The organism is Amycolatopsis silviterrae, from assembly GCF_042684085.1.
Taxonomy (GTDB): Bacteria; Actinomycetota; Actinomycetes; order Mycobacteriales; family Pseudonocardiaceae; genus Amycolatopsis; species Amycolatopsis silviterrae.
Genome location: NZ_JBHUKS010000008.1, coordinates 316,643 through 336,712 on the forward strand (window position 1 = coordinate 316,643; position 20,070 = coordinate 336,712).

Below are 20,070 nucleotides of genomic sequence, written 5' to 3' on the forward strand. Positions count from 1 at the left end.
GCCTTCCTCCCCCTCCCGCGCTCCCCCGCGCGGATAAGGCGGCACCTCGCCACTCGCGAGGCTTCCCCGGGGCAAATCCGTGGAGCCGCGGTCGCGGGCGAAGCGGAAATTCCCGCGCCCGCGGCTGTTTCCCGGGTGGTGGCACCTGCGCACTCGACGACGGTCAACCCCCACGTGACCGTGTCGCCTCCCCCGCGAGGTGCTACCCGTGAACGCCGGAAAAGTGGTCTGGGCCACAGTTTCGGTGCTCATCGGTAAGGTACTCCCGCCCGGTACCCGCCGACCCCGGGCTTGAGCTGCATTTAAGGCAGATGCGCCGTCCGGGTGACGACGGAATCGGCGGGTCAGCCGCGAAGTCCTTCGACGGTCGCGAAGCCATCACTGACCGTCACGCTTGTGCCGCGGCGCGCGGAAAGCTCCACGAGCCGTTGGAGCGCTTCGTCTCCTTCGGCTCCCGTCAACGGTACGCATTCGTTGTCTTCGTCGCGGCGGATCGGCACTAATTCGACCCGCAGCTGCTCGCCGACGACGCAGCCAGCGAGCAGGCCGTCGCGGTACCGGTCGTGCATGGCGGGCCAGTCGAAGACGAGGTTGCCCAGGCTGTAGAGGATCGGGCGGCCCCGGTAGACCTCGACCGGCTGCACGGTGTGCGATCCGTGTCCGACGACCAGGTCGGCACCGGCGTCGATGATCGCGTGCGCGTAGGTGACCTGGTATTCGGCCAGTTCTTCGCCGGGGAGGCCCCAGTGCATCGACACCACGACGTGGTCGGCCTCGGCGCGGGCACGGCGGATGTCGGCGAGCAGGAGTTCCAGATCGCGGCGGACCGGCGTGGTGTGCACGATCGGCGGGCGGCCGGGGACGTCCAGGACGCGTGGATCCGGTTGGTACGACGTGTAAGCGCCCGCCGTGGCGACGCCGGGGGAATCGTCCGTCGCTTCTTGCCCGACGGGCCAGCACAGCGAGGTGTAGGCGAGGAACGCGATCCGGCCGCCGGGACGTTCGAGGATCGCTGGCGCGTGCGCTTCGGCGAGGTTCGCACCGGCGCCGCAGTGCGCGATTCCGGCGCGGTCCAGCACAGCGAGGCTCGCCATCGCCGCGGCCGGCGGGTAGGTGACGTCGTTGGCCACCGACACGACGTCGATCTCGGCGGCGGTCAGCGCGGCGACCATCTCCGGTGGCGAGTGTCGCCAGTTCGGTTTGTGCGGGATGTCCGTGCCGGTCGAGCCGGACAGCGGCCCTTCGAGATTCACGAATCGGACGTCGGCACCGGTGAGCAGCGAGGTCAACGGGTGGAACGCCGTTTCCGGGTTCGCGCGGCCCTGCAGGTTGACGTCTCCGCCGAGTACGAGCGTGATCATTGCGTCAACCCGTCCAAAGGAGGAAATCCCTCCAGCTCGTTACGAATCGTTGCCCTTTCGTCTTCCTCCGCTTCGCTTGTTCGGGGGACGATGCCTCGACCGTTGACATGCAGAGGGGACTCAGGGTGACCATATCCCGTCGTCCTGCCGGGGGCCGAAGCGCCGGTGGGACAAGACTGACCAGAGGCGCGGTTGCCGTCTCCGCCGCTGCTCTCGTGCTTGGCGGACTGGCCGTGCCCGCCTCGGCCGCACCCAGCGCGGACGCCCTGATCGCCGAGGTCTTCGGCGGTGGCGGCAATTCCGGCGCCACGCTCACCAACGACTTCGTCGAGCTGGCCAACCACGGCGGCGCGCCGGTCGCGCTCGACGGTTACAGCGTCCAGTACCTGCCGGGTTCGGCGAGTGCGTCGAGCAAGTGGCAGGTCACGCCGCTCGCCGGGTCCGTCGCGCCGAACGGCCGCTACCTCGTCGCGGAGGGGAAGGGCAACGGCGGCACGGTCGCGCTGCCGACGCCGGACGCGACCGGGGCGATCGCGATGTCCGCGACCGCGGGAACCGTCGCGCTCGTGTCCGGCAGCGGGCCGCTGACCTGCAAGACCGCCGCTGACTGCTTGGCCGACAGCCGTGTCAAGGATCTCGTGGGCTTCGGCGATGCCGTTGTCCGCGAAGGAGATCCGGCCGCCGCGCCCTCGAACACGACCTCGGTCGCCCGCGCGGCGACGCTCGCCGACACTGACAACAACAGCGCGGACTTCGCAGTCGGTGCCCCGACGCCCACCAACACCAAGGGCGAGACCACCGGTACCCCGCCGGACGAGCCGGGCGTTCCGGCGAAGATCCACGACATCCAGGGCACGACGCGGATTTCGCCGTTCAAGGACAAGCAGGTCGAGGACGTCACCGGCGTCGTCACCGCGGTGCGCGGCTTCGGCTCGGCGCGCGGGTTCTGGCTGACCGACCCGCATCCGGACAGCGACCCGCGCACCAGCGAGGGCCTGTTCGTGTTCACCGGATCGACCACGCCGGACGTGGCGGTCGGCGACGCGGTCACCGCGCAGGGCAAGGTCAAGGAGTACTACCCGGACGCGCCCGCGACCTCGAACTACCAGTCGCTCACCGAGCTGACGAGTGCACAGTGGACAGTCGGTTCGACGGGCAATCCGCTGCCCGCGCCGACGGTGCTGACGCCGGACCAGGTGCCGGACGTGCTGGCCCCGAATGCCGGTGGCAGCATCGAATCGCTGCCGCTTGAGCCGTCGAAGTACGCGCTGGACTTCTGGGAATCGCACGAAAGCGAGATCGTCCAGGTCTCCGACGCGCGCGTGGTCGGCCCGAGCAACAAGTACGGCGAGCTTTACGTGACCACGAAACCGCAGCAGAATCCGACGCCACGCGGTGGGACGGTGTACCTCGGATATGACAAGATCAACACCGGGGTGCTGAAGGTTCAGTCGATCATTCCCGCCGCGCAACAGGCGGCTCCGAAGGTGAACACCGGCGACGTGCTCGCCGGTGTCACGTCCGGTCCGGTGGAGTACAGCAACTTCGGCGGGTACACGCTGCTCGCGTCGAAGCTGGGTGCGGCCAAGGACAACAAGCTGCAGAAGGAAACCACGCGCAAGCAGCGTCCGGGCGAGCTTTCGGTGGCGACGTACAACGTCGAAAACCTCGCACCGTCCGATTCGGACACCAAGTACGCACAGCTCGCGCACGGCATCGTCGACAACCTCGCGACGCCGGACATCGTTACCCTGGAAGAAATCCAGGACAACACCGGCGCGACCGACGACGGCACCGTGGACGCCGACGCGACGCTGAAGAAGTTCACCGACGCGATCGTCGCCGCCGGTGGCCCGCAGTACCAGTGGCGGCAGATCAACCCGGTGAACGACGAGGACGGCGGACAACCGGGCGGCAACATCCGCGTCGGCTTCCTGTTCAACCCGTCGCGAGTGTCCTTTGTGGATCGACCGGGTGGCGGGCCGACGTCGTCCGTCGGCGTGGTTTCCGATCACGGAAAGGCGCACCTGACGCAGTCGCCGGGCCGGGTCGACCCGGGTAACGAGGCGTGGGAGGACAGCCGCAAGCCGCTGGCCGGCGAGTTCGTGTTCCGCGGCCGCACCGTGTTCGTGCTCGCGAACCACTTCAACTCAAAGGGCGGCGACCAGCCGACGCACGGCCGGTACCAGCCGCCGAAGCGCAGTTCCGAGGTCCAGCGGCAGAAGCAGGCGACGGTGCTGCAGGGGTTTGTGGGGCAGCTGCTGGGTGCGGATCCGCAGGCGAATGTGGTGGTTGCTGGGGATTTGAATGACTACCAGTTCTCGCCTGCGTTGGCGAAGCTGACGTCGGGTGGGTTGAAGGATCTGATCTCGACGTTGCCCGCGGCTGAGCGGTACAGCTATGTGTATGAGGGGCAGTCGCAGGTGCTGGACCATATCCTGGCGTCGGCTGCGCTGCGTGGGGTGGATTACGACGTGGTGCATGTGAATGCTGAGTTCGCGGATCAGGCTAGCGATCATGACCCGCAGGTGGTCCGGTTCCGGCCTTCGGCGGGGAATCCGTTCGCGGACTTTGCCAACGACCTGCTGGACCAACTCGACCGGTTCATGCACCGCACTGCGTGATTGTCCGTGAGGGGAACCCTGAGGGACTCTGATTCCCTCAGGGTTCCCTTCACGGCTTTTAGCGTTTCGCCCGCCAACCGAGCCCCAGCACGGCCTGGACCAGCTCCTGATAACTAGGCTTGACCTCTTCCAGATACCGATCCAAATACTGCGGCCGAGCAGTAGTAACCGGCTGCGGATCATCCAACGCCTCGACGAAATTCAGCCGCGAAACATTGTGCAGCGCCATTTTCCACCACCGGCCAGCCCGTTCGCGGGTCTTCTCTTCCTGATCCTGCGCGGCGACCACCGCGGCCTGTGCGTCCGACAGTTGCCGCTCGATCTCGTCCGCCCGCGCCAGTTCCCACGCGCGCAGGCTGTCCGCCGAACCGCGGGCCAAGCCCACGATTTCCTTGTACCGCATGGCGGGGCTGGTGGTTCCCTCGGTCACGGCGTGCCTCCCGCGGTCGGCTCGGTTTCTGGGCGCTGGAACGGAATGATGACTTCCGGCGCCCCGTGCGTAGTGCGGTCGAAGAACAATGCCCGGCCCGGCCGTGGCGACCAATGCACGACCTGTCCGGCGGCGAACGGCGACAGGTCGTTGCCCTGGACATCCAAGGCCGCCCACGTGCCGATGTCGTCCGTGCCGCCGAAGCCGAGGGTGTCCTTGAGCCGGGCGGTACTGCGCCACCAGCCGATGGTGTGGACGCCGTGTGCGGGGCCGTTTTTGAGCAGCGTGCGCAGGTGGTCGAGGCCGCTCTTCAGCTGACCGACGCCCTTTGCCTCCAGAGCGGGCAGCGCGGCATCCACTCCGTACAGCAGCAGGATGCGCGGAGTCGTCGTGGCGAGCGATTCGACGATGGACTCCAGCTCAGCCGACAGGTCGTCAGTGAACGTCGCCAGGTGATCCTCGGCCACCAGCCGATCCTTGAGATCCAGGACTGCGGACGAACTCGCCACGATCGGGCAATGCAGCAGGAACTCGACCTCCCCGACCTTCAACTGCCGGGCAAGCGACCGCGCTGCGGAGTCCATAATGGACAGAGCCTCCGCGGTCGCGCCGCCGAGTACCGCGATGTTCCGGCCCGGCACCCGGGGCAGTTCGACTCCGCAGGCAGCCTCGGTGACGTCGATCGACTGGCCCAGGATCGCTCGCGGCTGCGGGCTCGGCTTGAGTTCCATGAACGCCGGGAACTGTTCCAGCACCGGCGAATGCGCGCCGTCGAACAGCCGCGGCCGGGCAAAGCGTCCGGAGTAGAGTTCCCACAGTTTCTGCTGCAGGTTCACGAAAACGTTGCGAGTGCTCGAATCCGGCACGTGCGCGAGCTGGTTTCCGTGCGCGACTCCGGAATCGTGGTTGATCACCGCGTGCCACTTCGGGGCGGAAACGGCGGCGTTGTTCGTCTCCGCGAGCACCCGGCGCGCCTTCGGCATCGCGATCCGCAGGGTGCACTGCTCAAACACCGCTGGCTTGCCCCAGAAGGCTTCGATGCCGGCGACGTCCTGGCTGGCCAGCACCAGGTGAATGCCCTGCGAACGGCCGCGTCGCGCGATGTCTTCCAGCAATTGCGTGGCCTGCGCAGTGACCTGGTCGCGACCCGCGAAGAGGTACTGGAATTCGTCGATCACCGCGACGATCCGCGGCCAGTGTCCGCTCGGGTCCTGCTCGCGCAGGTCGGCGAGGTTCGTGACCTCGTGTTCCTTGGCCGCGGCGGAGCGGCGACGCAATTCGTCGGCGAGGAAACGCAGTAATGCCAACCCGAATTCGCGGTCGGTGTTGACGTTGACCCCGACCAGTTTCGCGTGCGGCAGCCAGCTGGAGTCCTTGCGACCGGGCGCGAGACCGGCGAACGACACGCCTTCCTTGAAGTCCAGCAGGTACAACGCCAGCTCGTCCGGCGTGTAGCGCGCGGCGAGGCTGCCCAGCAACGCGTACAGGAAGTTCGTTTTCCCCGAACCGCTCGGCCCGCCGATGAGCGCGTGCGGGCTCGCGTCGCCGATGACTACTTCGACGGCTTCGCCCTCGTGGAACCCGATCGGCGCGCGCAATTCCCGCGCGGAACTTTCCTGGCCGATCTCGGTCGGCATCAGGTCGGCGAACGACCGCGGGCCGCCCTGGCGAGCGATCAGTGCTTCGGCGATGCGGTTCGCCGCGCGGATGACCTGCCCGGACGGCATGGGCGGATCCAGGTCCACGACCAGGTCGCTGCCGGTCATGCTGCTGACCGCGCGGCGTTCGTCGAGAAGGCTGAGCGTTTCGATCGACGCGCTCACCGCGGTGGGCACGTCCACCAGGATCAGGCAGATCCCGGCCGCGAGCGCGCCGCTGGCGACGCGTTTGAGGTCGCGCGCGCGTTCCGCTTCGAGGGTTTCGCCGTTGCCGTACAGCACCGCGATCCGGTACGGCTCCAGCCGCTGGTTGGTGGCTTTTCGCAGTTCCCGCAACGAGGTGTGGCCCGCTTGCATGCCGGTGGCGTGGATCCGGCGGATGTGCCCGGCGAGTTCGTCGAGCAGATCCTCCAGCCGCGTCGGGTCGTACAGCGACAGCGCGCTCGTGCGGCTGAGCGGGTACAGGTCCGGCAGGATCGCGGTGAGCTGCCCGACGTCCCAGAGATGGATTTTCACCGCACCGGGCTCGAACGCCGACAGCACGCGCATCAGCAGGCCCTGCACGATCCCGTCCACCACCGGCCGCGTTTTCGGCGCGGACGTGATGGCCAGGTGCGATTCGTCCAGCAACGGCACGGCGACGTCGAACGTGCGCGAGATGTCGCGCCCGGCCGAGGTCGCGGAGCCGACCCGCCACAGGCCCGGCGCGGCGACCCCGGGGTTCGTGCCGACGCGGCCGAGCCATTCGCCCGGCGGCCGTCCGGCCGGTCCCGGCGCGTGCGCGGCGACGAGGTCGCGCAGCTCGCCGGGACCGGCGCTCCAGTCGGTGTAGAAGGCGGCGCGGGTGCCGCCGAGCGAGGCGAACACCTCGTGCGCCGCCGGATGCCGCGCCCACTCCGTCTGCTGTGCCGGGTCGGCGTGGTCCATGCCGACCCGGACGATCTCCTGTTCCAGCGTCAGCCGGGCCACCTCGGCCTCGGCCATTTCGCGCGCGCCGGCCGCGGCCCCGAGCACGAGCCCGATCTGGTGCCGGACCCGGTCGAGAGCGGTTTGCACACGATTGCGTTGCTCGGCTGACTTGCTGGCCATCTCATCCCTACAGGCGTGACTGGTATCCGCCCACCAGATCGTCGGCGGCGGCTAAACGGGTGAGGAGGTTCTCGAGCGCCTCGTCGGCCTGCGCCAGTTGCTGCGGCAGCCAGGGATCGGCCTTGGCCTGTGCGTCGACGAGTGCGCGCCGGGCGTCGCCGAGCAGAGCTTGCGCCCGCTCGGCATGCGCCCGTCCGTCGCCGACCCCCGCTCGCGCGGCGGTGAGCAACTGATGGATTTCGGCGAGCCCCGACATCGGCGTTAAAGCCGCGCCGAGTAGGAATCGGCCGACGAGATGCCGGCCTGGATGGTGCTCTGCATGCCGGTGATCCCTTGCAGCGCTTCGGCGAGCAGGCCGTGCGCCTGGTTCACCTCGTGCTGGCTGCTGCCCTGGGTGGCTTGGGACAGCGACAGCTGTGCTTCTTCGAGTGCCTGCGCTGCCTGCTGCAGCGCGGCGATGCTCGCGGACGCCTTCTCGTTCGCGAGCGCGATACCAGCGCGGATCTCTTCCACTCCGGCCATGGGGGCGGACTCCTCGGTACGTCAGGGGCTGGAACGACCACGTACAAACTTAGCGTGATCAAGTGTTTTCGGTAAGTAAGTGAGAACGGGAGAATCGACAAAGCCCCGGACGCGGGTGGCGGTCCGGGGCCTGTCGGGCGTTGGCTTCATGGGTGCGCACGCGGGGTCCGAAACCCGCGTTTCAGCTTGCTGACCTGCGGGTTTTTGGTGTGTGCGCGACGGCCAACGCCCAGGTCAAAACGGTATTCGTGACACCGGGGAACCTCTCCGGACAGCTGCGATCAAGTCTGCGGCGAAGCCTAGCGGGTGGGACCGTTCGGCCGATCCCAGCCCCTGCCGCGGTTGCGGACAGCGACGACCCGCCGCCCGGTTCAGCGAGTCCCGGCCGGGTTCGGGTCGTCGCCGAGGTAGGTGCCGTAGCCCTCGACCACGAGCGGGCCGTCGAAGACCAGGACCTCGTTGACCAGCCCGCCCTTCTGATTGCGGTAGTTGATGACGAGCGCGCCGAGCCCGGCGTAGACGCCGACGACCTCGAAACGCAGATCGGGAATCCGGCGCAGTCCTTCGGCCCAGTACGCGCGCAGCGCCGCCTTGCCCTTGATTACGCCGTCGCCGCCGAGCACCTGGACGGCGACCGGCGACCGGAAGGTCACGTCGTCGGCGAAGTGCGTCATCAGGGCGTCGAGATCGTGGGCGTTCCAGGCCCGCACCCAGTGGTCGGCGAACTCTTGCGCCGCGCTGTGCTCCATGAACGAATTCTGCCAGGGCAATATTGTTGCGTGGCAAGGAATTTTACGGGGAAACGACGAAGGTCCCGGCCTCTGGGAAGCCGGGACCTTCGTGGTGTTGCAGCGGAGGATACAGGATTCGAACCTGCGAGGGCGTGAACCCAACACGCTTTCCAAGCGTGCGCCTTAGGCCGCTCGGCCAATCCTCCGTGGGGAAGAATACCGGATGGCCCCCGAGCCTTCCGCAGGTGGTCCGACCTGCGGAGACGGCTCAGGCCGGGACGACGTCGGCGACCACGATGGTGATGTTGTCCGGGCCGCCGCCCTCGTTGGCCAAGGCGATGAGCCGCGGCACGATTTCCTCGGGGGTGCCGTCTGCGAGGACCTCCTGGACGGCCGGCTCGCTGGCGCCCGCGGTGAGACCGTCGGAGCAGAGCAGGTAGCGGTCGCCCGCCTCTGGGGTGAATTCCCAGACGTCCGGTTCCGCCGAGCCGGTGCTCAGGAGTGCCTTCATCAGCATCGAGCCGCGCGGGTGGTGGTCGGCGTCGGCGGCGCTGATGGTGCCGTCTTCGACCAGGGCCTGCGCCAGGGTGTGGTCACGCGTGATGCGCCGCAGTTCGCCGTCGCGCAGCAGGTAGCCGCGGGAGTCGCCGACGTGGGCCGCGGCGAAGTGGGTGCCGTCGAACAGCAGGGTGGTCAGAGTGGTGCCCATGCCTTGGGTGGCGGGGGTTTCCTCGGCCACCTTGGTGAGCTGTTCGCCGATACGGTGGACGCCGTCGGACAGCAGGTTCGACAGGTTGTGCGCGGTGAGGTCAAGGGTGCGCAGCTCCGCGTCCAGCGAGGCCAGCACGCTGACCGCGGTCGAGCTGGCGACCTCGCCGTGCGGCTGGCCGCCGATCCCGTCGGCGACGACGAGCATCCGCCCGCTGGCGTACACGGAGTCCTCGTTGTTGGTGCGTCGTCGCCCTTGGTCTGAGCCCGCGGAGTAACGCAGGGCGAACCGGGTCTGCTCGGTGGCCATGTCCCCATAAAACCATTGGTTGACTGAGTTAACAAGCAAAACGATGGAAACCTCTGTCGTCGGCTATCGTGCTCGCATGGCAGACGACGCGGCGGTGAGTGCGGCCGACATCGCGCGCCTGGCGGGCGTGCGCCGGGCGGCGGTGAGCAACTGGCGGCGCCGCCATGACGATTTTCCCAAACCGGTGGGCGGCACGGCGTCCAGCCCGTTGTTTTCGCTGCCGGAGGTGCAGGCGTGGCTGCGCGGACGTGGCCGTCCGTTCGAGCTGGCGCCGATTGACGAAGCGTGGCAACGGCTGCGCGCCCTCGGCGATGACCTCGACCTCGGCGCGCGGCTGGCCGCAGTCGGCGAGTACCTCGCGGACGCCGCTGAAGGGCCTGACGATCCGGAGCTGCTGACGCTGATCACCCAGCTCGCCGAGAGCGAAGGCGCGGCGGAGACGTTTGAGCAGCTCTGCGAACGCTTCTTCGAGGCGCATGCCCGCCGGCTCTCCACGACGCCGACTGCGTACGCCGACCTGATGGTGCGGCTGACCGGCGCGAAGGGGGCCAGGGTGTTGGACCCGGCGTGCGGGTTCGGGTCGCTGTTGCTCGCCGCCTCGGCCACGCGTGCGTGGGGGCAGGACGTCGACCCGGACACCGCGCGGATCGCGGGGATCCGGTTGCGGCTGCACGGCGCGGACGCCGAGGTGCACGACGCTGATGCGTTGCGCGCGGATGCTTTCGCCGATCGCCTGGCTGACGTGGTGCTGTGCGATCCGCCGTTCAACGAGCGGGGCTGGGGGCATGAGGAACTCGTCGGCGACGCGCGGTGGGAGTACGGCTTGCCGCCGCGCGGGGAGTCGGAGCTGGCGTGGGTGCAGCATTGCCTGGCGCACGTGAAGCCGGGCGGCGCGGTCGCGGTGCTGATGCCGGGCGCGGCGGCCGGGCGGCGGAGCGGGAAGCGCATCCGGGCGAATCTTCTTCGCGCTGGCGCGTTGCGCGCGGTCTGCACGCTCGCGGCCGGCACGGATCTTTGGCTGCTCACGCGGCCGGAGCCGGAGCAGCGTGCGCCGGCGACGGTGTTGATCGCCGACACCACCGCGGACGACGTCGAGCAGGTGTGGCAGGACTATCTGACCGACCCGGAGACCGGCGAACGCATCATCGACGTGCTCGATGACGACGTCGACCTGACGCCGTCGAGCCGCCGCGCCGGCAGCGATTCGGGCGAGGCGTTCCTTGCCGCGCAACGGCTTTTCCAGCAGATCGGGATCGAGCTGCCGCGGCTGGAACCGGCTTCCGGCGAACTGGCGCACACGACCGTCGGCGAGCTGGTGAAGGCGGGCGCGCTGCGGATCACGCACGCACCGCCGCGTACTGCCGACGGCGACGAACCCGTGCTGACCACCGACGACGTCCTGATCGGCGGTCCGCCGACCGGCCACGCCGCACCCGATCCGGCGGCGGTTTTCGCGCAGGAGGGCGACGTGGTCGCGTCGGTCACCGGTGCGGTGATCGTCCACAGTGGAGAGCCGGTGCGGCTCGGGCCTGCCCTTTCCCGTTATCGCGTGGATCCGGAGCTGCTGGACGCGCAGTTCCTCGCCGGCTGCCTGCGCGCCGCGGACTTCCCGGTGCACAGCGCGTCGACCAGGATCGACGCGCGCCGGCTGAAGGTGCCGCGGCATCCGCTCGAAACGCAGCGTGCGCACGGCGTCGCTTTCCGCGCGCTCGCGGACTTCGACCTGGCTCTGCGGCAAACCGCGGAAATCGGCCGCGACCTGGTGCGGCTAGGCTTTGCCGCACTCGCCGAAGGACGGCTGAAGCCCGGTGGCGGGTGAGCGCTGTGAGGGGGCCCATGCTGATCGCGGACCGCTATGAGGTCGACGATCTGCCGCTCGGGCGGGGCGGCATGGGTTCGGTGCACCGCGGGCTCGACCGGCGGCTCGGCCGGCACGTCGCGATCAAGCTGTTGCGGCTGCCGGGCGGTGACGAAGAGCTGGAAGAGCGCTTCGCCCGCGAAGCGCGGATCCTCGCCACGCTCGACCATCCCGGCGCGCCCACGCTGTACGACTTCGGCGCGCACGACGACCGGTTGTTCCAGGTCATGCAGTTCGTCGAAGGCGTGACGCTGGACGATCTGCTCGCCGAGCACGGTCCGCTGCCAGTGTCCTGGGCGGCGGCGATCGCAGCGCAAGCGGCCGCGGTGCTGTCGGCGGCGCACGCGCACGCGATCTGTCACCGCGACCTCAAACCAGCCAACCTGATGCTCTGTCCGGACGGCAGCGTGAAGGTGATGGACTTCGGCCTCGCTGTGTTGCGCGAAGCCGACACTGCCCGCTTCACGCGCGCGGGTCAGCTGCTGGGTACGCCGTCGTACATGGCACCGGAACAGATCCAGCGTGGACACGCGGAGCCGCGAAGCGATCTGTACGCGCTGGGTTGCGTACTGCACGAGATGCTCACTGGACGTCCGGTCTTCACCGGGCCGACGGCGTATGCCGTGTTCGACAAGCAAGTGAAGGAACCCGCGCCCGTCGTGCCTGGGGTACCGCGGGAGCTGAACGAGCTTCTCGCGGCGACGCTGGCGAAGGATCCTTCGGTGCGACCGTCTGGGGCAGAAGTGCTGTACGCGCATCTCGTGCCTTTCGCGCGGGACTTGCCACCGTTGCCGGGATTCCTGCACCCGGCAACGGTGTTGAGTCCTTCGCGGATGTACGCGCGCATGGTGGGGCTTAGCGGCTGATGCTCGCGGGCGTCTGCTCCGAAAGCGGCAGGCCGAGCTTCTGGATGCGGTAGTAGGTGAAGGCGTTCTGTACGCCGATGCTGACGCCGATCGTGAGCATGATCGTCGAAGACGTCACGGTGTTGCTGACGCCGAGCGCGGCACCGAGGACAGAGAAGCCGACGCGTAGGGCGATGGTGGCGAACCAGAGCACCAGCGTGAGCGGAGTGCCCTTCACGAACGTCGTGCCTTCGCGAGCGCTGAGGACCGAGGTGGAGCTACGCACGACGCCCAGGAGGCCGAGGATCACGACGTCGCCAGCCAGCAGCGCGTATTCCGTCGCGGTCGCGCTTTGCAACGCGGTGGCGGCGGAGAACACGCCGATCGCGGTCAGGATGAACGGCAGCGTGAGCAAGCGTTTGCGGCTCAGCAGCGTGCCGCGCCACTGGCGGTAGACGACGCGGTACAGGACGAGCGCCGCGAGCGCGACGTAGAGAACGATGGTGAGCGGGCCGAGGTTCACGGTCTTCCTTCACTGCGGTGGTCGGCTTCGCCCGGCCGGCGGCGGGTGCCGGGAGGCTGCCCGGCGTGCTTCCAGCCTCGCCGGGATCAGTGCGGTTTTCGTCGGCGCACGGGCTGGTGCTGGGTGGATCCGCGGCTCAACCCGGGGGTGGAGACGCCGGATCGTGACCATTGCCGAGCAACCACGTGGGGGTGATGGTCGTCTATTCGGGTGATACGGGTCCTGCCGAATGCGACCCGACCGAACGCGGGGGTATCGGATCGTGAAAAGGGTTCTGGTGGGGATGGCGGCGCTGGCCGCGGCTTTCGGGCTCGTGGCCTGCTCCGGCGGCACGGCCGGATCGGCCTCCGGCGGCGGCGCGGTTCCCGCCGCGGCGAGCGTGCCCACTACCTCGGCGAGCGCGCCGACCAGCAGTTCTGCTGCCCCGGCGACCAGCAGCACCCCGCAGAGCACTACCTCGACGCCGAAGCCGGCTCCGAAGCCCAAGCCGAAGCCGAAGGCCGAGCCGGTGAGCACCGCCGACGTCCCGTGCGCGGCGGCCGCCGCTGCTTCGGGTACCAGCGCCTGCGTGGACATCTCCGCGCACCGCGCCTGGCTGCTGCAGGACGGCAAGGTGATCTACGGTCCCGTCTCGATGCTGCCCGGGCGCAAGGGGCACGCGACCCCGACCGGCACGTTCCACGTGCTGTCCAAGGAAAAGATGCACCTCAGCAAGCAGTTCGACAACGCGCCGATGCCGAACTCGGTCTTCTTCTACCCTGGCGACGCGTTCCACACCGGCAGCCTGAAGGTGTACTCGCACGGCTGCATCCACCTGTCGGCGACGTCGTCGCTGCGGTTCTTCAACACCCTGCACATCGGCGACGTGGTCCAGGTCGTGCCCTGACCCGGGGTGTCACGTTCGGATAAACATCACCCGATAGAGGCAACTTCATCCCCCTTCTGAGCGATTACCGATCGCTCAGAAAGGGGGCCATGGATGGCCTGGCGCAAGCTCCGTTCCCTGCTCGTGGCCGCACTCGCGGTCGTCGCCGTCCCCGCCGTCGCCCCGGCGGCAGCAGCCGATACTCCGTCGCTGCCGCCAGGGTTCGTCTTGCGGGACCTGCCCACCGGGCTCGGGCAGTACGAGTTCACCGACTTCGCCTGGCTACCTGATGACAGCGTGCTGGCGCTCGGCAAATCCGGCGTCGTCAACTGGGTCCCGGCGGCGGGTGGCGGCGCGCCGGAGCGGATCGCGACCTTCTCGGTCGAAACGCAGGGCGACATGGGCCTCACCAGCATCGCGCTCGCGCCGGACTACGCCGTCTCGCACCAGGTCTACCTGAACCGTTCGGTGTCGCTGGGCAATGGCCAGTACACGCTGCGCGCCGCGAAGTTCACCGTGCAGCTGGATGACGACGGCCATCCGTCCGGACTGACCGGCGAGCAGGTGCTTTTCGACCTGCCCGGCAGCCCGTATTACATCCACGGCCTCGACACGGTCTATCCCGCGCCGGACGGCACGCTCTGGTACTCCGTCGGCGACAACGGCGACGCGGGCAAGACCAACCCGGTCGCCTTCGTCGCGCAGGACCTCGATTCGCCGTTCGGCAAGATCCTGCACCTCACCGCGGACGGCAAGGGCGTCCCGAGCAATCCGTACTACAACGCCGCCGCGCCGGATTCGGCTCGCAGCAAGGTTTTCGCCAGCGGGTTCCGCAATCCATTCCGCTTCAGTCTCGATCCGAAGAGCGGTCTGCCGGTGGTGGGTGACGTCGGCTGGTACACCTGGGAAGAGCTGGACGTCGTGCAGCCTGGCGCGAACCTCGCTTGGCCTTGTTATGAGGGAAACCATCTCACGCCGGGGTATTCGACTGACGCGCGTTGTGCTTCGGTGGTGAACACTCCGCCGTTGTGGGACTACCAGCACGGGACTGGGCCGGCGCAGGGCAACAGTGTCACGGGCGGGATTGTCTATGGGGGCAGCACTTATCCCGCTGCTTACCAGGGTGCGTACTTCTTCGGGGACTACGCCGGGCAGAAGATCTGGACGCTTCGTTACGACGCTCAGGGGCGGCTCACGCAGGCACCGGTGAGTCCCGCGCCGTTCCAGAATGTCGGTGGGGTTACTCGGGTCTCTGCCGCGCCCAATGGGGATATCGTCTTCACGGATCTGAACTCCGGGGTGCTGCGTCGGCTGAGCTACTCGACGAACAACGCTGCGCCGGTGGCTAAGGCGACGTCGGCTACGGATCCGGACACCCGGACGGTTTCCTTTGATGCCAGCGGTTCTACTGATGCTGACGGTGATCAGCTCACGTATTCCTGGAACTTCGGGGACGGCAGTACCGGTACTGGTGTTCAGGCCAGCCATCGGTATGGGGCTGGTGCTGCGTTTACCGCAACGTTGACTGTCACGGATTCGCTTGGGGCGGTGGGGACTTCGACCGTTGCGGTCGCGCCGGGGAATCACTCGCCGGAGCTTGCGTTGTCGGCTCCGGACAAGGACTTCGCGGTGGGCGAGCCAGTTTCGTTGTCTGCCACGGCTACTGACGTTGAGGATGGCAGTCTTCCTATTACGTGGACGACTTTGATTCGGCATTGTCCGGATCTGGGTGCCTGTCACGTGCATCCTGGCGATGGCGCGAGCGGTCCGACGCTGACGACGTCGTTCACTGATCACACGGATTCTCGGATGGAGTTCACCGCTACGGTCACTGATCATGCTGGGGTGCAGGCTAGTAAGACTTATGTCGCTTACCCGCGCCAGCATCGGTTGACGTTGGTGGGGACGCAGCCGGCCGCGCTGAGCATTCCGAGTGAGGGCGGGGTCAGCAGTGCGATGGTGACTGAGGGCGCGACGTTCGACGTGACCGCGGCGTTGGTCGGGACTGATGGGGTTTCGAAATTCACTGGGTGGCAGGGTGGTCCGGCTACCTCATCGTGGTCGGTCACGGTTGGCTCTGGTGATATGACGCTTACGGCTAATTACGTGACGGCTATTGATCAGCGGTATGCGGCTGAGCCTGGGTTGCGGAGTTTGCTGGGTGCGGCGAGCGGGCCTGAGGTGGTTGATGGGCCGGTGCGGTATCGGGCGTATGCGAATGGCCGGTTGTACTGGTCCGCGTCGAGTGGGGTGCGGGAGATCGGCGGGCAGATCCTTGCTCGGTATCTGGCTATTGGCGGGCATCAGGTTTATGGGCCGCCGGTTACTGACGAGACCTCTACTCCGGACGGAGTGGGGCGGTATAACCATTTGATGGGGACGCCGGGTAGTCAGGCTGCTTCGGTTTACTGGACGTCGGCTACCGGGGCGCATTCTGTGCAGGGGCAGATTCGGGTTAAGTGGGCTGCGCTGGGGTGGGAGCGGGGGGTCGGGTATCCGACTACCGATGAGTCTGGGACTCCGGATGGGGTCGGGCGGTTTAATCACTTTACCGGGGGGTCGGTTTATTGGACGCCTTCTGGTGGGGCGCATCAGGTTGGTGGGGCTATTCGGGATAAGTGGGCTGCGCTGGGGTGGGAGCGTGGGCTGGGGTATCCGACTACGGATGAGACTGCCACTCCGGATAGGGTTGGGCGGTTTAATCACTTCGCCGGGGGGTCGGTCTATTGGACGCCTTCTACTGGGGCGCACCAGATTGGTGGGGCTATTCGGGATAAGTGGGCTGCGCTGGGATGGGAGCGTGGGCTGGGGTATCCGGTTACTGATGAGACTGGGACTCCCAATGGGGGTGCTCGGTATAACCACTTCACCGGGGGTGGGTCGGTTTACTGGAGTGCGGGTACCGGGGCGCATATGGTGCAGGGGGAGATTCGTAAGCGGTGGGCTGCGTTGGGGTGGGAGAAGGGGTATTTGGGGTTGCCTACCTCGGATGAGTATGCGGTTAGCGGGGGTGCCCGTAGTGATTTCCAGGGTGGGTATGTTGTTTATCGTAATGGGCGGGCATCGGATTATCGGTGGTGAGTGAGGGGCGCGTGGGGCACCCCGAAGCCCGATTGTGCTGACGGACGGTGGGTGCTTGTCAAGGCGGGAAAGATGCCTTGACAAGCACCCACCGTCCGCAGGGAGGCTTCGTATCGGGGTGCGGGGGTGGGTCTGGGTGCATCGGCGGCGGTCCGATGGGGGTGGGGCTTGCACCCCAATGTGGCATTGGGTGCGTCAGATGCACCCAATGCCACATTGGTTGCGTGGGCGGCGGGGCGCGGGCGGTCCGTGAAGGGGTCCTTGAGGGAATCAGAGTCCAAGGCCGGGGACTTAAGGCGGCGTTATGGGTGCGGCTGAGGCGTGTCCGCCCAGGCCGAAGTCGCTGGCGAACCATTGGCTCACGTCGGGACCGAACGCGGACGGCTGGAACTGAGCGTGTCGTCTGTGAGGGGAACCCTGAGGGAATCAGATTCCCTCAGGGTGCCCCTCACAGACTTAAGGAAACGGGCATGCTGGCATTAATAGGGCATTTCACTGACCTTGGCGTCCACTATGGATAGTCAGCAAGCTGACGCCACCCGACTTAAGTCCCTGGCATGGGAATCTGGGTCCGTGAAGGTGCCCCTCACGGACATCGCGGAGCCAGCGAGGGGCACTTGTCCGGTTAGGACTGTCCAAAAGCGTCAGGCTAGATCCGCCGGGCGGGTGCCGGTGGAGGAGAGCGGCAGGCCCAGCGCTACTCGTTCGGTCAGCCAGGCGCTGGGGCGGTATCGCGGGTCGCCAGTGGCGCGGAGGAGGCCGTTCAGGATGCGCAGGACTTTTTCCGGCCCGACTAGGTCGCCCCATTCCAGTGGGCCGCGGGGGTAGCCAAGGCCTAGGCGCACGGCGGTGTCGATGTCGGTCGGGGCGGCCAAACCCTGGTCGGCGATGTAGCAAGCAGTGTTGATGATGGACGCCAGAAGGCGCTGTGCGATGGGGGCGGCACCGTCGCGAACTACCGTTACTGGGGTGCCGGTCGCGGCTAGGGCACCCCAGGCGGCGCGGCCGTAGTGCGGGTCCAGTCCGGGGTGGACGGACAGGGTGAAGCGTGCTTCGTAACCCAGTGCGTCGATTCCGCAGACACGGTCAGCGGGCAGTTCCAGGTTCCGCGCAGCCTCCACAGTGGACTCTCCGCGCAGGGTCACCAGAAGCACGGTGTCTGGGTAGGCGTCCGGAACGACGTCGACGCCGGCTGCGGACAGGAGGCGGCCCAAGCGTTCGTCCGCGGCGTAGACCGGTGACGTCGGGACGGGCGGGGCGGTGGGCTCGGCGGGGAGTTCTTGTTTTCCGTCGGGATAGCGGTAGAAGCCTTCGCCGGTTTTGCGGCCGAAGAGCCCGGCGGCGACGCGCGGGCGGGTGAGCCAGGACGGGCGCAGGCGTGGTTCGGCGTGGAAGCCGGTCCAGATGCTTTCCAGCACTGCGTGCGAGACGTCCAAGCCGGTGAGGTCCAGCAGTTCGAACGGGCCGAGTTTGAGACCGAGCACGTCGCGTGCGATGCGGTCGATTTCGGCTGGTTCGGCGAGGGATTCGGAAAGGATTTGCAGGGCCTCGGTATTCAAGCCGCGGCCCGCGTGGTTGACCAGGAAGCCGGGGGCGTCCTTGGCCAGTACTGGTTCGTGGCCCCAGCTGCGCACCAGGTTGAGCGCTTCGCCCGGAAGCCAGTTCGCGGTACGCGCGCCGGGGATTACCTCGACCAGGCGCATCAGCGGGACCGGGTTGAAGAAGTGCAGGCCGATCATCCGGGCCGGGTCAGCCAGCGCCGAGGCGATTTCGGTGACGGACAGCGAGCTGGTGTTGGTCGCGAAAACCGTGTCCGGGCCGCAGATTTTCTCGAGATCGGCGAAGAGCGTGCGCTTCGTTTCGAGGTCTTCGCGGACGGCTTCGAGCACTAGGTCCACGCCGTCGGCCGGGGCGAGCGGGCCGTCTACCGGGACCAGGCGGTCTTTCGCGGCGCGGCCGGCCTCTTCGGTCAGCTTGTCCTTGGCGACCAGCCGGTCGATCATCGCGCTGACGTGCTCGATCGCCGCGCCGACCGCGCCCGGCTGCACGTCCGCGAGTTCCACGGTGGCTCCGCCGGTCGCGGCGAGCTGGACGATGCCGCGTCCCATCACCCCAGTGCCGATCACCCGGATCCTGCCGACCCGCTCGGCCCATCCAGTCACGTCGAACCCACCTTTCGTTGTGGCGCGCCAACGGCGAACCTACCCCGGACTACAGGCCGACGAAGTCCGCCATCTGCCCGATCAGGTGCTCGAAGTACGCGTCGGCCGGGTCGACACTGCCGACGTACTGGCCGAACAGCTCAAAGTTGAGCGCACCGAACAGCTGCGTCCACGCGGCTATGGCGCGCATCACGACCTCGGCTGGCGCGTCGAGGTCCAGCAGCTGGGTCAGCTGATCGGCCTGCGCCCGCAGCTCCGCCGACATCGGCGCGGTGACGGCCGGCTCGTGCGGTTGGGCGTCGCGCAGCACCGCGACCAGCGTGAACGCGACCCGTCCGGCGGGTGTGACGGTGTCCTGCGGTGCTTGGTAACCCGGGATCGGCGAGCCGTAGATCAGCGCGTACTCGTGCGGGTTCGCGCGGGCCCACTCGCGGGTCGCGCGCCAGATGCTTCGCCAGCGTGTGCGCGGGTCGCCGGTACGCGGGTCGGCCTGCTCGGCTGCCTCGCCGATGGCGTTGTACGCGTCGACGATCAGCGCCGTGAGCAGCTGATCCCGGCTCGGGAAGTACCGGTACAGCGCCGACGAGACCATCCCGAGTTCGCGCGCGACCGCGCGCAGGGACAGCCCGTGCGCACCGACCTCGGCCAGCTGACGGCGGGCCTCGTCCTTGATCTCGCGGGTCATCTCGGCGCGGACCCGTTCGCGGGCGGTCCGGGGGGCGGCAGTCATGCGATCAGTGTGCCTCGGTTGAGAGCGCTGCGCAAAACCGAGAGCACTGCTCTTGACTCGGAGCAAGGGAGGGTGTTCACTGTTCACAACAGAGAGCACTGCTCTCGAAAGCCGAGGAGGAACCCCATGACCAGCACCCGCTACCTCGAACCGAGCAAGTCGATGGCGGCGTTCAACGGCGTCGTCCGCGGGCTCACCAAGCTCGGCCTCAGCGTGTGGGGCAGCCGGGTGCTGGGCGTCCGCGGCCGCAAGTCCGGCGAGCTGCGGGAGGTGCCGGTGAACCTGCTGCCGTTCGAGGGCAAGCAGTACCTGGTGGCCGCGCGCGGCGAAACCCAGTGGGTGCGCAACCTGCGTGCGGCGGGCGAGGGCCAGCTGACCGTCGGGCGTCGCACCCAGACGTTCACCTACCGCGAGCTGTCCAACGAGGAGAAGCCCGCGGTGCTGCGTTCGTACCTCAAGCGCTGGGCGTTCGAGGTCGGCGCGTTCTTCGAGGGCGTGAACGCGAAGGCTCCGGAAGAGAAGCTGCTGGAGATCGCGCCGGGCTACCCGGTGTTCGAGGTTTTCCCCAGGTGA

Annotated in this window: 16 protein-coding genes and 1 tRNA gene; 6 read left to right on the forward strand and 11 right to left on the reverse strand. The window is 67.8% G+C overall.

Annotation, left to right across the window (positions count from 1 at the left end):
- Window positions 1-344 precede the first annotated feature (344 nt).
- Complete coding sequence (locus ACFSVL_RS13490) at window positions 345-1,361, reverse strand: CapA family protein (protein WP_378303936.1); 1,017 nt, start codon at window positions 1,359-1,361, stop codon at window positions 345-347.
- Between the two features lie 233 nt (window positions 1,362-1,594).
- Between ACFSVL_RS13490 and ACFSVL_RS13495 the strand changes: the two genes are divergently transcribed.
- On the forward strand, window positions 1,595-3,985 hold the full coding sequence (locus ACFSVL_RS13495) for an endonuclease/exonuclease/phosphatase family protein (RefSeq protein WP_378303938.1): 2,391 nt from the start codon (window positions 1,595-1,597) through the stop codon (window positions 3,983-3,985).
- A 58-nt stretch (window positions 3,986-4,043) separates the two neighbouring features.
- Here ACFSVL_RS13495 and ACFSVL_RS13500 read toward each other — a convergent pair whose 3' ends face one another.
- The 7 genes from ACFSVL_RS13500 to ACFSVL_RS13530 all read right to left on the reverse strand — a co-directional run bounded on the left by ACFSVL_RS13500 (window position 4,044) and on the right by ACFSVL_RS13530 (window position 9,433).
- Window positions 4,044-4,415: a hypothetical protein gene (locus ACFSVL_RS13500; RefSeq protein WP_378303940.1), complete on the reverse strand. Its 372-nt coding sequence runs from the start codon at window positions 4,413-4,415 to the stop codon at window positions 4,044-4,046.
- A complete protein-coding gene (locus ACFSVL_RS13505; protein WP_378303942.1) occupies window positions 4,412-7,162 on the reverse strand; it encodes an FtsK/SpoIIIE domain-containing protein in 2,751 nt (916 codons plus the stop codon). Before ACFSVL_RS13505 ends, ACFSVL_RS13500 begins: the two co-directional genes overlap by 4 nt.
- A 7-nt stretch (window positions 7,163-7,169) precedes the next feature.
- Window positions 7,170-7,418: a hypothetical protein gene (locus ACFSVL_RS13510; protein ID WP_378303944.1), complete on the reverse strand. Its 249-nt coding sequence runs from the start codon at window positions 7,416-7,418 to the stop codon at window positions 7,170-7,172.
- A 5-nt stretch (window positions 7,419-7,423) separates the two neighbouring features.
- Window positions 7,424-7,684 carry a hypothetical protein gene (locus ACFSVL_RS13515; protein WP_009084635.1) on the reverse strand — a complete coding sequence of 87 codons (261 nt, stop codon included), beginning with the start codon at window positions 7,682-7,684 and terminating at the stop codon, window positions 7,424-7,426.
- A 371-nt stretch (window positions 7,685-8,055) separates the two neighbouring features.
- The gene (locus tag ACFSVL_RS13520) at window positions 8,056-8,433 is read right to left on the reverse strand and encodes a nuclear transport factor 2 family protein (protein WP_378303946.1); all 378 of its coding nucleotides are present in this window, start codon (window positions 8,431-8,433) and stop codon (window positions 8,056-8,058) included.
- A gap of 103 nt (window positions 8,434-8,536) precedes the next feature.
- A tRNA-Ser gene (locus tag ACFSVL_RS13525) sits at window positions 8,537-8,621 on the reverse strand.
- Between the two features lie 62 nt (window positions 8,622-8,683).
- Window positions 8,684-9,433 (reverse strand): PP2C family protein-serine/threonine phosphatase, encoded by a 750-nt coding sequence (locus tag ACFSVL_RS13530; RefSeq protein ID WP_378303948.1) that lies wholly within the window; start codon window positions 9,431-9,433, stop codon window positions 8,684-8,686.
- Window positions 9,434-9,509: 76 nt separating this feature from the next.
- On the opposite strand from ACFSVL_RS13530, the gene ACFSVL_RS13535 reads away from it, so the two are divergent.
- Both ACFSVL_RS13535 and ACFSVL_RS13540 read left to right on the forward strand, forming a co-directional pair.
- A complete protein-coding gene (locus ACFSVL_RS13535) occupies window positions 9,510-11,252 on the forward strand; it encodes an HsdM family class I SAM-dependent methyltransferase (RefSeq protein ID WP_378303950.1) in 1,743 nt (580 codons plus the stop codon).
- Window positions 11,253-11,269: 17 nt separating this feature from the next.
- Window positions 11,270-12,157 (forward strand): serine/threonine-protein kinase, encoded by an 888-nt coding sequence (locus ACFSVL_RS13540; RefSeq protein WP_378303952.1) that lies wholly within the window; start codon window positions 11,270-11,272, stop codon window positions 12,155-12,157.
- Here the strand turns inward: ACFSVL_RS13540 and ACFSVL_RS13545 are convergent.
- Window positions 12,147-12,659 (reverse strand): hypothetical protein, encoded by a 513-nt coding sequence (locus ACFSVL_RS13545; RefSeq protein WP_378303954.1) that lies wholly within the window; start codon window positions 12,657-12,659, stop codon window positions 12,147-12,149. The two genes, ACFSVL_RS13540 and ACFSVL_RS13545, sit on opposite strands and share 11 nt — an antisense overlap.
- Window positions 12,660-12,921: 262 nt before the next feature.
- Here ACFSVL_RS13545 and ACFSVL_RS13550 point away from each other — a divergent pair, with 262 nt between their 5' ends.
- On the forward strand, window positions 12,922-13,545 hold the full coding sequence (locus tag ACFSVL_RS13550; protein WP_378303956.1) for a L,D-transpeptidase: 624 nt from the start codon (window positions 12,922-12,924) through the stop codon (window positions 13,543-13,545).
- A gap of 93 nt (window positions 13,546-13,638) precedes the next feature.
- Window positions 13,639-16,605, forward strand: a complete 2,967-nt coding sequence (locus ACFSVL_RS13555) for a PQQ-dependent sugar dehydrogenase (protein WP_378303958.1) — start codon at window positions 13,639-13,641, stop codon at window positions 16,603-16,605.
- A gap of 644 nt (window positions 16,606-17,249) precedes the next feature.
- Here ACFSVL_RS13555 and ACFSVL_RS13560 read toward each other — a convergent pair.
- Together ACFSVL_RS13560 and ACFSVL_RS13565 are read right to left on the reverse strand one after the other, a co-directional pair.
- A complete protein-coding gene (locus ACFSVL_RS13560; protein WP_378303960.1) occupies window positions 17,250-18,767 on the reverse strand; it encodes a 3-hydroxyacyl-CoA dehydrogenase in 1,518 nt (505 codons plus the stop codon).
- A 49-nt stretch (window positions 18,768-18,816) separates the two neighbouring features.
- Window positions 18,817-19,497 (reverse strand): TetR/AcrR family transcriptional regulator, encoded by a 681-nt coding sequence (locus tag ACFSVL_RS13565; RefSeq protein ID WP_378303962.1) that lies wholly within the window; start codon window positions 19,495-19,497, stop codon window positions 18,817-18,819.
- Between the two features lie 126 nt (window positions 19,498-19,623).
- On the opposite strand from ACFSVL_RS13565, the gene ACFSVL_RS13570 reads away from it, so the two are divergent.
- Entirely contained in the window at window positions 19,624-20,070 is a 447-nt protein-coding gene (locus ACFSVL_RS13570) for a nitroreductase family deazaflavin-dependent oxidoreductase (RefSeq protein WP_378303963.1), read from the forward strand.

Coding starts and splice junctions, on each gene's coding strand:
- ACFSVL_RS13490 (WP_378303936.1), bottom strand. CDS start 1,361: ATGATCACGCTCGTACTCGGCGGAGACGTCAACCTGCAGGGCCGCGCG.
- ACFSVL_RS13505 (WP_378303942.1), bottom strand. CDS start 7,162: ATGGCCAGCAAGTCAGCCGAGCAACGCAATCGTGTGCAAACCGCTCTC.
- ACFSVL_RS13510 (WP_378303944.1), bottom strand. CDS start 7,418: ATGTCGGGGCTCGCCGAAATCCATCAGTTGCTCACCGCCGCGCGAGCG.
- ACFSVL_RS13515 (WP_009084635.1), bottom strand. CDS start 7,684: ATGGCCGGAGTGGAAGAGATCCGCGCTGGTATCGCGCTCGCGAACGAG.
- ACFSVL_RS13520 (WP_378303946.1), bottom strand. CDS start 8,433: ATGGAGCACAGCGCGGCGCAAGAGTTCGCCGACCACTGGGTGCGGGCC.
- ACFSVL_RS13530 (WP_378303948.1), bottom strand. CDS start 9,433: ATGGCCACCGAGCAGACCCGGTTCGCCCTGCGTTACTCCGCGGGCTCA.
- ACFSVL_RS13535 (WP_378303950.1), top strand. CDS start 9,510: ATGGCAGACGACGCGGCGGTGAGTGCGGCCGACATCGCGCGCCTGGCG.
- ACFSVL_RS13540 (WP_378303952.1), top strand. CDS start 11,270: ATGCTGATCGCGGACCGCTATGAGGTCGACGATCTGCCGCTCGGGCGG.
- ACFSVL_RS13555 (WP_378303958.1), top strand. CDS start 13,639: ATGGCCTGGCGCAAGCTCCGTTCCCTGCTCGTGGCCGCACTCGCGGTC.
- ACFSVL_RS13565 (WP_378303962.1), bottom strand. CDS start 19,497: ATGACTGCCGCCCCCCGGACCGCCCGCGAACGGGTCCGCGCCGAGATG.
- ACFSVL_RS13570 (WP_378303963.1), top strand. CDS start 19,624: ATGACCAGCACCCGCTACCTCGAACCGAGCAAGTCGATGGCGGCGTTC.